This window comes from Silvimonas terrae (assembly GCF_014202765.1).
In the GTDB taxonomy this organism is placed as follows: Bacteria; Pseudomonadota; Gammaproteobacteria; order Burkholderiales; family Chitinibacteraceae; genus Silvimonas; species Silvimonas terrae.
This window is the reverse complement of sequence record NZ_JACHHN010000004.1, coordinates 117,224-131,686: the sequence shown is the minus strand read 5'-3', so window position 1 is coordinate 131,686 and position 14,463 is coordinate 117,224. Positions and strand designations below refer to the sequence as shown.

Annotated in this window: 9 protein-coding genes; all 9 read left to right on the top strand. The window is 56.8% G+C overall.

Features of this window, described 5'->3' with window-relative positions:
• Positions 1 to 3: 3 nt before the first annotated feature.
• The 9 genes from rplJ to rpsJ all read left to right on the top strand — a co-directional run bounded on the left by rplJ (position 4) and on the right by rpsJ (position 14,463).
• Positions 4 to 537, top strand: a complete 534-nt coding sequence (rplJ, locus tag HNQ50_RS10640) for a 50S ribosomal protein L10 (RefSeq protein ID WP_184100467.1) — start codon at positions 4 to 6, stop codon at positions 535 to 537.
• Between the two features lie 42 nt (positions 538 to 579).
• Positions 580 to 954 (top strand): 50S ribosomal protein L7/L12, encoded by a 375-nt coding sequence (gene rplL / locus HNQ50_RS10635; RefSeq protein ID WP_221303131.1) that lies wholly within the window; start codon positions 580 to 582, stop codon positions 952 to 954.
• Positions 955 to 1,153: 199 nt separating this feature from the next.
• Positions 1,154 to 5,326, top strand: coding sequence for a DNA-directed RNA polymerase subunit beta (gene rpoB, locus HNQ50_RS10630; protein WP_184100465.1), 4,173 nt, complete (start codon positions 1,154 to 1,156; stop codon positions 5,324 to 5,326).
• 88 nt (positions 5,327 to 5,414) lie between these two features.
• Complete coding sequence (gene rpoC / locus HNQ50_RS10625; protein WP_184100463.1) at positions 5,415 to 9,620, top strand: DNA-directed RNA polymerase subunit beta'; 4,206 nt, start codon at positions 5,415 to 5,417, stop codon at positions 9,618 to 9,620.
• Positions 9,621 to 9,799: 179 nt separating this feature from the next.
• Positions 9,800 to 10,174, top strand: coding sequence for a 30S ribosomal protein S12 (rpsL, locus tag HNQ50_RS10620; protein ID WP_184100461.1), 375 nt, complete (start codon positions 9,800 to 9,802; stop codon positions 10,172 to 10,174).
• Positions 10,175 to 10,288: 114 nt separating this feature from the next.
• Positions 10,289 to 10,759 carry a 30S ribosomal protein S7 gene (gene rpsG / locus HNQ50_RS10615; protein WP_184100459.1) on the top strand — a complete coding sequence of 157 codons (471 nt, stop codon included), beginning with the start codon at positions 10,289 to 10,291 and terminating at the stop codon, positions 10,757 to 10,759.
• Positions 10,760 to 10,783: 24 nt separating this feature from the next.
• Complete coding sequence (gene fusA, locus HNQ50_RS10610) at positions 10,784 to 12,883, top strand: elongation factor G (protein WP_184100457.1); 2,100 nt, start codon at positions 10,784 to 10,786, stop codon at positions 12,881 to 12,883.
• 67 nt (positions 12,884 to 12,950) lie between these two features.
• A complete protein-coding gene (tuf, locus tag HNQ50_RS10605) occupies positions 12,951 to 14,141 on the top strand; it encodes an elongation factor Tu (RefSeq protein WP_184100455.1) in 1,191 nt (396 codons plus the stop codon).
• Positions 14,142 to 14,151: 10 nt separating this feature from the next.
• On the top strand, positions 14,152 to 14,463 hold the full coding sequence (rpsJ, locus tag HNQ50_RS10600; protein ID WP_184100454.1) for a 30S ribosomal protein S10: 312 nt from the start codon (positions 14,152 to 14,154) through the stop codon (positions 14,461 to 14,463).

Below are 14,463 nucleotides of genomic sequence, written 5' to 3'. Positions count from 1 at the left end.
ACCTTGAGTCTCAATCTCGAAGACAAGAAGGCCGTCGTTGCTGAGATCTCGGCAGAAGTTGCCAAGGCTCAGACACTCGTCGTCGCCGAGTATCGCGGGATCGAGGTTGCCAGCATGACTCTCCTGCGCAAGCAGGCTCGTGAGTCCGGCGTTTTCCTGCGCGTTCTGAAGAACACGCTGGCACGCCGCGCGGTTGAAGGTACACCGTTTGCCGGTCTGGCTGACCATATGGTCGGCCCGCTGGTTTACGGTATTTCCGAAGACCCTGTTGCTGCAGCCAAGGTGTTGAACGCTTTTGCCAAGAAAGACGACAAGATCGTCATCAAGGCTGGTTCTTATGATGGCAAGGTTCTGGATGCTGCTGGCGTTGCCGCCCTCGCATCGATCCCGAGCCGTGAAGAACTGCTGTCGAAGCTGCTGTATGTCATGAAAGCACCGGTTGCTGGCTTTGCCCGCGCCCTTGCCGCCCTGGCAGAGAAGCAAGGTGGTGGCGAAGCCGCCCCTGCTGCAGAAGAAGCTCCGGCCGAAGCTGTTTAACCCGATTTCGATTCATACAAAGAATTTCAGGAGTATTACCAAATGGCATTGTCCAAAGAAGATATCCTCGAAGCCGTTGCTGGCTTGACCGTGATGGAACTGAACGACCTGGTTAAGGCGTTCGAAGAGAAGTTTGGCGTTTCCGCTGCTGCTGTTGCTGTTGCTGGCCCTGCTGCTGGCGCTGGCGCTGCTGCTGCTGAAGAAAAGACCGAATTCGACGTTATCCTGACCGGCGCTGGCGCCAACAAGGTTTCGGTGATTAAGGTTGTTCGTGAAGTGACCGGCCTGGGTCTGAAGGAAGCTAAAGACCTGGTTGACGGCGCTCCGAAGGCTGTTAAGGAAGCTGTTGCCAAGGCTGACGCTGAAGCCATCCAGAAGAAACTGGTTGAGGCTGGCGCAACTGCCGAAGTGAAGTAATCGTCCTTGTGACGTTAGAAAGGCAGACGGAGTAATCCGTCTGCCCTTTTGCGCTTGTTGCAATGACGCTGTTGGCTGTTGATAACTACCTGAGAAGGTAGTGTGACGCAGTGGATAAACCACAGACCGTTTTCCCGCAGTCCAGGGCTGCGATTTGCGGTTTGTCTTCTGCGCCTTACTCCATGGAGAGCTTGTGAGTATGAATTACTCGTTCACTGAGAAGAAACGCATTCGTAAGAGCTTTGCAAAGCGCGCGAACGTTCTTGATGTTCCGTTTTTGCTGGCCACCCAGATCAACTCGTATAACGAGTTTTTGCAGTTGGGTTCTGCGATTGCCGACCGTACCGTTGTCGGCCTTCAGGCTGCGTTTACCTCCATCTTCCCGATTGTGTCTCACAACGAGAATGCGCGCCTTGAGTTCGTCCACTATGTGCTGGGCGAGCCGCCGTTTGATGTGATTGAATGTCAGCAGCGTGGCATCACGTTTGCTGCGCCTTTGCGTGCGCGTGTACGCCTCGTGATCATGGATCGCGAAGCAGCCAAGCCCACCGTGAAGGAAGTCAAAGAGCAGGATGTTTACTTCGGTGAAATCCCGCTGATGACCCGTAACGGTTCATTCGTCATCAACGGCACTGAGCGCGTGATTGTGTCTCAGCTGCATCGCTCTCCTGGTGTGTTCTTCGAGCATGACAAGGGCAAGACCCACAGCTCGGGCAAACTGCTGTTCTCGGCACGGATTATTCCGTACCGCGGCTCCTGGCTGGACTTCGAGTTCGACCCGAAGGACTTGCTGTTCTTCCGGATCGACCGTCGTCGCAAGATGCCGGTTTCCATCCTGCTCAAGGCGCTGGGTTACAGCCCGGAACGCATGCTGGAAGAGTTCTATGACACCGACACCTTCCAGATGGGCAAGGATGGTCTGTTCATGGAGCTGGTGCCGGAACGCCTGAAGGGCGAAGTCGCCAAGTTCGACATCGTGGCTGAAGATGGCAAGGTGCTGGTCCAGAAAGACAAGCGCATTACCGCCAAGAGCATTCGCGACATTCAGACTGCTGGTCTGAAGCGTCTGGCTGTGCCGGTCGATTTCCTGATTGGCCGTGTGGCTGCTCACAACGTGGTTCACCCGGAAACCGGTGAAATCATCCTGCGTGGTAACGAAGAGATCACCGAAGAAACCGTGATCAAGTTCGACCAGGCTGGCGTGGCAGAAGTGCGCGTGCTGTACATCAACGACCTGGATCAAGGTGCGTACATTTCCGCCAGCCTGCGCAATGACGACGTGGCTGACCAGTACGCCGCCAAGGTTGCCATCTATCGCATGATGCGCCCAGGCGAACCGCCGACTGAAGACGCAGTAGAAGCGTTGTTCAAGGGTCTGTTCTTCACTGAAGATCGTTACGATCTGTCGGCCGTGGGTCGCATGAAGTTCAACCGTCGCGCCTATCCGGATCGTCTGGAAGAGAAGGCACCGGGCTGGCAGCGTCGTTTCTACGAGCGCGTGGGTCCGCAGGGTCTGGAAGGCACCGGCACGCTGTCCGTTGACGACATCATTGCTGTGATCGGAATCCTGATCGAACTGCGCAATGGCCGTGGCGAAGTCGATGACATCGATCACTTGGGCAATCGTCGCGTACGTTCCGTGGGCGAACTGGCCGAAAACCAGTTCCGCGCCGGTCTCGTTCGCGTTGAGCGCGCGGTGAAGGAACGTCTGTCGCAAGCTGAATCCGACAACCTGATGCCGCATGACCTGATCAACGCCAAGCCTGTTTCGGCCGCGATCAAGGAATTCTTCGGTTCGTCACAGCTGTCGCAGTTTATGGACCAGACCAACCCGCTGTCTGAAATTACCCACAAGCGCCGTGTTTCGGCCCTTGGCCCGGGTGGTTTGACGCGTGAACGCGCCGGCTTTGAAGTGCGTGACGTGCATCCGACTCACTATGGTCGTGTGTGCCCGATTGAAACGCCGGAAGGTCCAAACATTGGTCTGATCAACTCGCTGTCTTGCTATGCGCGCACCAACGAATACGGCTTCCTCGAAACCCCGTATCGCAAAGTGATCGACAGCAAGGTCACCGACCAGATCGAATACCTGTCGGCCATTGAAGAAGGCAAGTACGTCATCGCTCAGGCTAACGCCGAGCTGGACGCTGCCGGCACGCTGATCGACGACATGGTGACCTGCCGTGAACACGGTGAAACCATCATCGTCACGCCGGATCGCGTGCAGTACATGGACGTGGCCCCGAGCCAGATCGTGTCCGTTGCTGCTTCGCTGATTCCGTTCCTGGAACACGATGATGCGAACCGTGCGTTGATGGGTTCGAACATGCAACGTCAGGCTGTGCCTTGCCTGCGCGCTGAAAAGCCGATGGTCGGTACCGGTATCGAACGCACTTGTGCGGTCGACTCGGGTACGGCTGTGGCCGCGCTGCGCGGTGGTGTGGTTGATTACGTGGATGCCAACCGTATCGTTATTCGTGTGAACGACGACGAAACGCCAGCCGGCGAAACCGGTGTGGATATCTACAACCTGACCAAGTTCACCCGTTCCAACCAGAACACCAACATCAACCAGCGTCCGGTGGTCGAGCGCGGTGATCGCATCGCCAAGGGCGACGTGATTGCTGACGGTGCGTCTACTGACCTGGGTGAAATGGCGCTGGGTCAGAACATGACCATCGCGTTCATGCCGTGGAACGGTTACAACTTCGAAGATTCGATCTTGATCTCCGAAAACGTCGTGGCAGATGACCGCTACACGTCGATCCACATCGAAGAACTGTCGGTGATGGCGCGTGATACCAAGCTGGGCCCGGAAGAAATCACCCGCGATATCTCCAACCTGTCCGAGCGCATGCTGGGCCGTCTGGATGAGTCCGGTGTGGTGTACATCGGTGCTGAAGTTGAGGCTGGTGACGTGCTGGTCGGTAAGGTGACGCCTAAGGGTGAAACCCAGCTGACGCCGGAAGAGAAGCTGCTGCGTGCGATCTTCGGTGAGAAAGCCTCCGATGTGAAGGACACCTCGCTGCGCGTGCCGTCTGGCATGACCGGTACCGTGATCGACGTTCAAGTGTTTACTCGTGAAGGCGTAGAGCGTGACAAGCGCGCCCAGGCCATCATTGATGAACAACTGCGTCGTTATCGCACCGACTTGAACGACCAACTGCGTATCGTTGAGAACGACTTGTTCGAACGTATCGAGCGCATGATTGTCGGTAAGGTCGTCAATGGCGGTCCGAAAAAGCTGGCCAAGGGCGCCGAGATCACCAAGGAATACCTGGCCGATCTGACTCCGCGCCAAGACTGGTTCGACATCCGTCTGGCTGATGAAGAAGCTGCGCGCCAACTTGAATCCATGAAGGATCTCGTGGCCCAGATGAAGGCCGACTTTGACCTGCGTTTTGAAGACAAGAAGCGCAAGCTCACCCAGGGCGATGAACTGCCGCCGGGCGTGATCAAGATGGTCAAGGTGTACGTTGCGGTGAAGCGTCGCCTGCAACCAGGCGACAAGATGGCCGGTCGTCAAGGTAACAAGGGTGTGGTTTCCAAGATTCTGCCAGTGGAAGATCTGCCGTATATGGCGGATGGTACTACCGTCGACATCGTGCTGAACCCGTTGGGCGTGCCGTCGCGGATGAACATCGGTCAGATTCTGGAAGTTCACTTGGGCTGGGCTGCCAAGGGTATCGGTCAACGTATTGATGCCATGCTGCGTGAACAGCGCCAGGTGGCAGAAGTGCGCGAATACATCGACCAGATCTATAACTCGACGGGCAAGCAAGAAGACATCGCCAACCTGTCTGATAACGAAGTACTGCGCCTGGCGGGCGGTCTGCGCAAGGGTATGGTGTTTGCCAGCCCGGTGTTTGATGGCGCCAAGGAAGCTGAAATTCATACCATGCTGGATCTGGCTTATCCGGACGCCGATGCGCGTACGGGTCTGTTGAATTTCAACGCCACCAAGACGCAAATGCAGCTGTTTGATGGCCGTACTGGCGAGCCGTTCGAGCGCAAGGTGTCGGTCGGTGTGATGCACTATCTGAAACTGCATCACCTGGTTGACGACAAGATGCACGCTCGTTCGACCGGTCCGTACTCGCTGGTGACGCAACAGCCGTTGGGTGGTAAGGCCCAGTTCGGTGGTCAGCGCTTCGGTGAAATGGAAGTGTGGGCGCTGGAAGCCTACGGTGCGGCATACACCTTGCAGGAAATGCTGACCGTGAAGTCCGATGATGTGAATGGCCGTACCAAGGTCTATGAAAACATCGTCAAGGGCGACCATCGCATCGACGCCGGCATGCCGGAATCCTTCAACGTGTTGGTGAAGGAAATCCGCTCGCTCGGTATCGATATCGATCTGGAAACGAACTGAACCATGTGAGGTGTGAGGGGTGCCCGCCGCTTGATGCGAGCAGGTACCTCACACCTGACTTCCTCACCCTCACAGGAGAAAGACAGAGATGAAAGGCTTACTCGAACTCTTCAAGCAAGTCACCCAGGACGAAGAATTTGACGCGATCAAGATTGGTCTGGCGTCGCCGGAGAAAATCCGGTCCTGGTCGTATGGCGAAGTGAAGAAGCCGGAAACCATCAACTACCGTACGTTCAAGCCGGAACGCGATGGTTTGTTCTGCGCCCGTATTTTCGGGCCGATCAAGGATTACGAATGCTTGTGCGGCAAGTACAAGCGTCTGAAGCATCGTGGTGTGATCTGCGAAAAGTGCGGCGTTGAAGTCACGCTGTCCAAGGTTCGCCGCGAACGCATGGGCCACATTGAACTGGCTAGCCCGGTTGCGCACATCTGGTTCCTGAAGAGCCTGCCGTCGCGTCTGGGTATGGTGCTGGATATCGCCCTGCGTGATATCGAGCGCGTGCTGTACTTCGAAGCATTCATCGTGACTGAGCCGGGTATGACCCCGCTGCAGAGCGGTCAACTGCTGACCGAAGAAGACTACTTCGACAAGGTTGAAGAGTACGGTGACGAGTTCGTCGCGTTGATGGGTGCCGAAGGTATCCGTGAACTGCTGCGTAACTTGGATGCCGAGAACGAAATCGCTTCGCTGCGTGCGGAACTCGATTCGACCTCTTCCGAAACCAAGATCAAGAAGATTGCCAAGCGCCTGAAGGTGCTGGAAGCCTTCCACAAGTCCGGTATCAAGCCAGACTGGATGGTGCTGGAAGTGCTGCCGGTGCTGCCGCCGGAACTGCGTCCGCTGGTGCCGCTGGATGGCGGTCGCTTCGCGACGTCTGACCTGAACGATCTGTATCGTCGCGTGATCAATCGGAACAACCGTCTGAAGCGTCTGCTGGAACTGCGCGCGCCGGACATCATCGTGCGTAACGAAAAGCGCATGCTGCAAGAGTCCGTTGATTCGCTGCTGGATAACGGTCGTCGTGGCAAGGCCATGACTGGCGCCAACAAGCGTCCGCTCAAGTCGCTGGCTGACATGATCAAGGGTAAGGGCGGTCGTTTCCGTCAGAACTTGCTGGGCAAGCGCGTTGACTACTCGGGTCGTTCCGTCATTACCGTGGGCCCATACCTGCGTCTGCATCAGTGCGGCTTGCCGAAACTGATGGCACTGGAACTGTTCAAGCCTTTCATCTTCCATCGCCTTGAAGTGATGGGTCTGGCGACCACCATCAAGGCCGCCAAGAAGATGGTTGAATCGCAAGAAGCGGTGGTGTGGGACATTCTGGAAGACGTCATCCGCGAGCATCCGATTCTGCTGAACCGTGCGCCGACGCTGCACCGTCTGGGTATTCAGGCGTTTGAGCCGGTGCTGATCGAAGGCAAGGCGATCCAGCTGCACCCGCTGGTTTGCGCGGCGTTCAACGCCGACTTCGACGGTGACCAGATGGCTGTTCACGTCCCGCTGTCGCTGGAAGCGCAGATGGAAGCCCGCACGCTGATGCTGGCCTCCAACAACGTGCTGTCGCCTGCCAACGGCGAGCCGATCATCGTGCCGTCCCAGGATATCGTGCTGGGTCTGTACTACATGACGCGCGAAGCCATTAACGGCAAGGGCGAAGGCATGTCGTTCATCGACGTGAAAGAAGCCCAGCGCGCATATGAAAACAAATTCGTGACCCTGCAGACGCGCGTTTCCGTGCGCCTGAAAGAATGGTTCAAGGACGAAAGCGGCGAATGGCAACACAAGATGGTGCGTCGTGATACCACCGTCGGCCGTGCCATCCTGTCGGAAATCCTGCCTAAGGGTCTGGACTTCAGCTACATCAACAAGTCGCTGAAGAAGAAAGAAATTGGTCGTTTGATCAATGCATCGTTCCGTCGTTGTGGTCTGAAAGACACGGTGGTGTTTGCTGACCAACTGATGTACACCGGTTTCGCTTACTCCACCCGCGGTGGCGTATCGATCTGCGTGGATGACATGCTGATCCCGGCCAAGAAGATTGAGCTGCTGGCCTCCGCCAACGCCGAAGTCAAGGAAATCGAGCAGCAATACAGCTCCGGTCTCGTGACGCAAGGCGAGCGCTACAACAAGGTTGTGGATATCTGGGGTCGTGCTGGTGACCAGATCGCCAAGGCGATGATGGACCAACTGGGCAAGGAAAAGGTCGTTAACGCCGAAGGCAAGGAAGTTGATCAGGAATCGTTCAACTCCCTGTACATGATGGCTGACTCCGGCGCCCGGGGTTCTGCGGCACAGATTCGCCAGCTGGCGGGTATGCGGGGCCTGATGGCCAAGCCGGATGGCTCGATTATCGAGACGCCGATTACCACCAACTTCCGCGAAGGTCTGACCGTTCTGCAGTACTTCAACTCGACACACGGTGCCCGTAAGGGTCTGGCCGATACCGCGTTGAAGACCGCTAACTCCGGTTACCTGACGCGTCGTCTGGTTGACGTGACGCAAGATCTGGTGGTGACCGAAGATGATTGCGGCACCAAGAACGGCGTGACCATGAAGGCGGTGGTGCAGGGCGGTGACGTGATCGAAGCCTTGCGCGATCGTATTCTGGGCCGTGTTGCAGCCATGGACGTGGTTGATCCGGCGACTCAGGAAACCGCGATCGAAGCCGGCGCATTGCTGGGCGAAGACCAGGTTGACCTGATCGACAGCCTGGGCGTGGATGAAGTGAAAGTCCGCACCCCGCTGACCTGCGAAACCCGTTACGGTCTGTGCGCTGCATGTTACGGCCGCGATCTGGGTCGTGGTTACCGTGTGAACACCGGTGAAGCTGTTGGCGTTATTGCCGCACAGTCGATCGGTGAGCCGGGTACCCAGCTGACCATGCGTACGTTCCACATCGGTGGTGCGGCTTCGCGTGCTGCAGCAGCTAGCCAGGTTGAAACCAAGTCCAACGGCAAGATCGCGTACAGCGCAAATATGCGTTACGTGACCAACACCAAGGGCGAGCAACTGGTCATGGCCCGTTCCGCCGAAGTGCTGGTGCTGGATGACTCCGGTCGCGAGCGCGAACGTCACAAGGTGCCGTACGGCGCGACGCTGCTGGTTAAAGATGGCGAAGCCGTCAAGGCCGGTACCGTGCTGGGTACGTGGGATCCGCACACTCGTCCGGTCATTACCGAGTACGCAGGTCAGGTTCGTTTCGACAACGTCGAAGAAGGCACCACCGTCGTCAAGCAAGTGGACGATGTGACCGGCCTGTCGACGCTGGTTGTGATCGATCCGAAGCGCAAGGCTGGTTCCACCAAGGGCGTGCGCCCGATGGTTCGCCTGATGGATGAGCAAGGCCACGATGTGAAGCTGGCGGGCACCGATACACCGGTGACCATCACCTTCCAGGTCGGCTCGATCATTACCGTGAAGGACGGCCAGGTTGTGGGCGTGGGTGAGGTGATTGCGCGTATTCCGCAAGAAACCGTGAAGACCCGCGACATTACCGGTGGTCTGCCACGCGTGGCCGAATTGTTCGAAGCCCGTTCGCCGAAGGATGCCGGTATGCTGGCCGAAGTGACCGGTACCGTCTCGTTCGGTAAGGACACCAAGGGCAAGCAGCGTCTGATCATCACCGATCTGGAAGGTCTGGCACACGAGTACCTGATCCCGAAGGACAAGCATGTGATGGTCCACGACGGTCAGGTGGTGAACCGCGGCGAAACCATCGTTGACGGCTCGATCGATCCGCACGATATCCTGCGTCTGCAAGGTATCGAAGCGCTGGCTCGTTACATCGTGCAGGAAGTGCAGGAAGTTTACCGACTGCAAGGTGTGAAGATTAACGACAAGCACATCGAAGTGATCGTGCGTCAGATGCTGCGTCGCGTGGTGGTTTCGGCCGCAGGCGATACCGGCCTGATCCTGGGCGAACAGATCGAACGCGCCGAAGTGCTGACGATCAACGACCAGATGGTCAAAGACGGCAAGCAGCCGGCAAGCTACGACAATATCCTGCTGGGTATTACCAAGGCTTCGCTGTCGACTGACTCGTTCATCTCGGCCGCATCGTTCCAGGAAACCACGCGTGTCCTGACCGAAGCCGCCATCATGGGCAAGATCGATGATCTGCGCGGTCTGAAGGAAAACGTGATCGTGGGTCGTCTGATTCCGGCAGGTACGGGTCTGGCTTACCACCGTTCACGCAAGCGTCCGACTGCTGCCCAGGCTTCCTCGGAACCCTCGGCAGAACTGGCCGCAGCGGAAGCCGCATTTGCTACCGCGGGGTCGAACGAAACGCTGTAACCGTTCATCGTCAAGTAAACACTTGACGACAAAGACTTGATTTTCTTAAAATCTTGGTCTTTCCTGGCGACGCTCTAGCTATCTGGAGCGTCGCTAGCTTCATTTGGTGGTCCGATTTTGGGTCGGGCAGCCAGAAAAAGGCCCCGCAAGGGGATGTAAACTCGAGGACGTTTTAAACAATGCCAACAATCAATCAGCTGGTCCGCAAGGGCCGCGAGAAGGAAGTGATCAAGAGCAAGGTTCCCGCTCTTGAATCCTGCCCTCAAAAGCGTGGTGTGTGCACTCGTGTGTATACCACTACCCCGAAAAAGCCGAACTCCGCGCTGCGTAAAGTATGCAAGGTTCGTCTCACCAACGGTTTCGAAGTCATTTCGTACATCGGCGGTGAAGGCCACAACCTGCAAGAGCACAGTGTTGTTCTGATCCGTGGCGGTCGTGTCAAGGATTTGCCGGGTGTGCGTTACCACACCGTGCGCGGTTCCCTGGATACTGCTGGCGTGAAAGATCGTAAGCAGTCGCGCTCCAAGTACGGTGCCAAGCGCCCGAAGGCGTAAGGTCTCTGTGGTCGGCGGCACACAGTACAAAAGCCGTCGAGTAAGTGGCCGCTCCGTTGGGCGGCTGTGGGGATTGGGTTCCCCGACTGAATGTCACATTAAGGAAGTAATATTATGCCTAGACGTAGAGAAGTTCCGAAACGCGAAGTGTTGCCGGATCCCAAGTTCGGTTCGCAGGAACTGACCAAGTTCATGAACGTTGTCATGATCGACGGTAAGAAGTCGGTTGCCGAAGGCATCATCTACGGTGCGCTCGAACAAATCGAGAAAAAGACCGGCAAGAACGCCATTGAGGTGTTCACTACCGCCATCAACAATGCAAAACCGATCGTTGAGGTGAAGAGCCGTCGCGTCGGTGGCGCTAACTACCAGGTGCCTGTCGAAGTCCGCCCCAGCCGTCGTTTGGCATTGGCGATGCGTTGGGTCCGTGACGCGGCACGCAAGCGTGGTGAGAAGTCCATGGATCTGCGTTTGGCAGGCGAATTGCTCGATGCTGCCGAAGGCCGTGGCGGCGCGATGAAGAAGCGTGACGAAGTGCACCGCATGGCTGAAGCCAACAAGGCCTTCGCCCACTACCGCTTCTAATGCAAAAAGCTTAAGGAAAACATCGTGGCTCGTAATACCCCCATTGAGCGCTACCGTAACATCGGTATTTCCGCTCACATCGATGCAGGCAAGACCACCACGACCGAACGTATCCTGTTCTACACCGGTGTTAACCACAAGATCGGTGAAGTGCATGATGGCGCAGCCACCATGGACTGGATGGAACAAGAGCAAGAACGCGGTATTACCATTACCTCGGCTGCTACCACCACCTTCTGGAAAGGTATGGGTATGCAGTTCCAGGAACACCGCTTCAACATCATCGACACCCCGGGGCACGTTGACTTCACGATTGAAGTTGAACGTTCCATGCGCGTGCTGGATGGTGCTTGCATGGTGTACTGCGCGGTCGGTGGCGTTCAGCCGCAGTCCGAGACCGTTTGGCGTCAAGCTAACAAGTACAAGGTTCCGCGTCTGGCGTTCGTGAACAAGATGGACCGTCAAGGTGCCAACTTCTTCCGCGTTGTTGAGCAGATGAAGACCCGTCTGAAGGCAAGTCCTGTTCCGGTTGTTATTCCTATCGGCGCAGAAGACAAGTTTGAAGGCGTGGTAGATCTGGTCAAGATGCAAGCCATTTACTGGGATGAAGCTTCGCAAGGTATGAAGTTTGAATACCGCGATATCCCGGCAGACTTGCAAGCCGTTGCTGAAGAATGGCGCGAAAAGCTGGTTGAGTCCGCTGCTGAAGCGAACGAAGATCTGATGAACAAGTACCTGGAAGAAGGGACTTTGAGCGAAGAAGAAATCGTTCAAGCCATTCGTGCTCGTACTCTGGCTTGTGAAATCCAGCCGATGCTTTGCGGTACCGCGTTCAAGAACAAGGGCGTGCAACGCATGCTGGACGCCGTGATCGAATTCCTGCCGTCCCCGGTTGATATTCCGGCGGTTGCGGGTACTGATGACCGTGAACAGCCGACTTCGCGCGAGCCGTCGGATACAGCACCGTTCTCGGCGCTGGCCTTCAAGCTGATGAATGACCCGTACGTTGGTCAATTGACCTTCTTCCGTGTCTACTCCGGCGTGGTTAAACAAGGTGATTCCGTTCTGAACTCGGTGAAAGACCGTAAAGAGCGTATCGGTCGTATCGTGCAGATGCACGCCAACGACCGTAAGGAAATCGAAGAAGTTCACGCCGGCGATATCGCAGCTGCGATTGGCCTGAAGGACGTGACCACAGGTGAAACCCTGTGTGCTATCGATGCCCCGATCATTCTTGAGCGTATGGTTTTCCCGGAGCCGGTGATTCACGTTGCCGTCGAACCGAAAACCAAGGCTGACCAGGAAAAGATGGGTGTAGCCCTGAACCGCCTGGCCAAGGAAGATCCGTCGTTCCGCGTTCGTACCGATGAAGAATCGGGCCAGACCATTATTTCCGGTATGGGTGAACTGCACCTGGAAATTCTGGTTGACCGTATGAAGCGCGAATTCGGCGTGGAAGCCAACGTGGGTGCGCCGCAGGTTGCCTACCGTGAAACCGTGACGCAAACCGTCAAGGACGTTCAAGGTAAGCATGCCAAGCAATCCGGTGGTAAGGGCCAGTTTGGTGATTGTACGATCACGCTGGAGCCGTCCGGCGAAGGCCAGGGCTACCAGTTCTTCGACGAAATCAAGGGTGGTGTGATCCCCCGCGAATTCATCCCGTCGGTGGACAAGGGTATCCAGAACACGCTGAAGTCCGGCATTCTGGCAGGCTTCCCGGTGGTTGACGTGACTGTGCGCCTGACGTTCGGTTCGTACCACGATGTTGACTCCTCGCAGATCGCGTTCGAACTGGCTGGTTCGATTGCGTTCAAGGAAGCCATGCGCCGTGCCAACCCGGTTATCCTCGAGCCGATGATGGCCGTGGAAATCGAGACGCCGGAAGAATACATGGGCGACATCATGGGCGATCTGTCTTCCCGTCGCGGCATCATCCAGGGTATGGATGACAATCCTGCCGGCGGCAAGATGGTGAAGGTTGAAGTCCCGCTGTCCGAAATGTTTGGCTACTCGACTACACTGCGTTCGATGTCGCAAGGTCGTGCAACGTACTCCATGGAGTTCAAGCACTACTCGCAAGCGCCGAAGCACGTGGCCGACGCCATCATGGCGAACAAGAAGTAATTGATGATGGCCTGGTGCCTGGCGCCGGGCTGTTACTGAAGAATCCAGAATTTAAGGAAGCAAAGAAATGGCAAAGGAAAAGTTTGCGCGTACGAAGCCGCACGTCAACGTTGGTACCATCGGTCACGTTGACCACGGCAAGACCACGCTGACCGCAGCGATCACCACCATTCTGTCCAAGAAGTTCGGTGGCGAAGCCAAAGACTACTCCCAGATTGACAGCGCGCCGGAAGAAAAGGCTCGCGGTATCACGATCAACACCGCACACGTTGAATACGAAACCGCAACCCGCCACTACGCGCACGTCGACTGCCCGGGTCACGCTGACTATGTGAAGAACATGATTACCGGTGCTGCGCAGATGGACGGCGCGATCCTGGTGTGTTCGGCTGCTGACGGCCCCATGCCGCAAACCCGCGAGCACATCCTGCTGGCCCGCCAGGTTGGCGTTCCGTACATCCTCGTGTTCCTGAACAAGTGCGACATGGTGGATGACGCCGAGCTGCTGGAACTGGTTGAAATGGAAGTGCGTGACCTGCTGTCCAAGTACGACTTCCCGGGTGATGACACCCCGATCATCCACGGCTCCGCCATGCTGGCCCTGAACGGCGACCAATCGGAAATCGGCGAACCCGCCATCTTCCGTCTGGCCGACGCACTGGACAGCTACATTCCGGAACCGGAGCGTGCCATCGACGGTACCTTCCTGATGCCGGTTGAAGATGTGTTCTCGATCTCTGGTCGCGGTACTGTTGTGACCGGTCGTGTTGAGCGCGGCATCATCAAGGTTGGCGAAGAACTGGAAATCGTGGGTATCGTTCCGACCGTCAAGACCACTTGCACCGGCGTGGAAATGTTCCGCAAGCTGCTGGATCAAGGTCAGGCTGGCGACAACATCGGCGCGCTGCTGCGTGGTACCAAGCGTGAAGACGTCCAGCGTGGTCAGGTTCTGGCCAAGCCGGGCTCCATCACCCCGCATACCAAGTTCACTGCCGAGATCTACGTGCTGTCCAAGGATGAAGGTGGTCGTCACACCCCGTTCTTCAGCAACTACCGTCCGCAGTTCTACTTCCGTACTACCGACGTGACTGGCGCGATCAGCCTGCCGGAAGGTACTGAAATGGTGATGCCAGGTGACAACGTGACTATCACTGTTGCCCTGATCGCCCCGATCGCCATGGAACAAGGTCTGCGCTTCGCGATCCGCGAAGGTGGCCGTACCGTTGGCGCTGGCGTTGTTGCCAAGATCGTTGAGTAAGGCATAAATCATGCAAAACCAGAAAATTCGTATCCGCCTGAAGGCATTCGACTACGCGCTGATCGACCGTTCCGCACAGGAAATCGTCGAAACTGCCAAGCGTACCGGTGCTGTTGTGAAGGGTCCGGTTCCGCTGCCGACGAAGATTGAGCGTTTCGACGTTCTGCGTTCGCCGCACGTGAACAAGACTTCCCGCGACCAGTTCGAAATCCGTACTCATCTGCGTCTGATGGACATTGTCGATCCTACCGACAAGACCGTTGATGCGCTGATGAAGCTGGATCTGCCGGCTGGCGTGGACGTCGAAATCAAACTGCAGTGA

Coding starts and splice junctions, on each gene's coding strand:
- rpsG (WP_184100459.1), top strand. CDS start 10,289: ATGCCTAGACGTAGAGAAGTTCCGAAACGCGAAGTGTTGCCGGATCCC.
- tuf (WP_184100455.1), top strand. CDS start 12,951: ATGGCAAAGGAAAAGTTTGCGCGTACGAAGCCGCACGTCAACGTTGGT.
- rpoC (WP_184100463.1), top strand. CDS start 5,415: ATGAAAGGCTTACTCGAACTCTTCAAGCAAGTCACCCAGGACGAAGAA.
- rpsJ (WP_184100454.1), top strand. CDS start 14,152: ATGCAAAACCAGAAAATTCGTATCCGCCTGAAGGCATTCGACTACGCG.
- rpsL (WP_184100461.1), top strand. CDS start 9,800: ATGCCAACAATCAATCAGCTGGTCCGCAAGGGCCGCGAGAAGGAAGTG.
- rplL (WP_221303131.1), top strand. CDS start 580: ATGGCATTGTCCAAAGAAGATATCCTCGAAGCCGTTGCTGGCTTGACC.
- rpoB (WP_184100465.1), top strand. CDS start 1,154: ATGAATTACTCGTTCACTGAGAAGAAACGCATTCGTAAGAGCTTTGCA.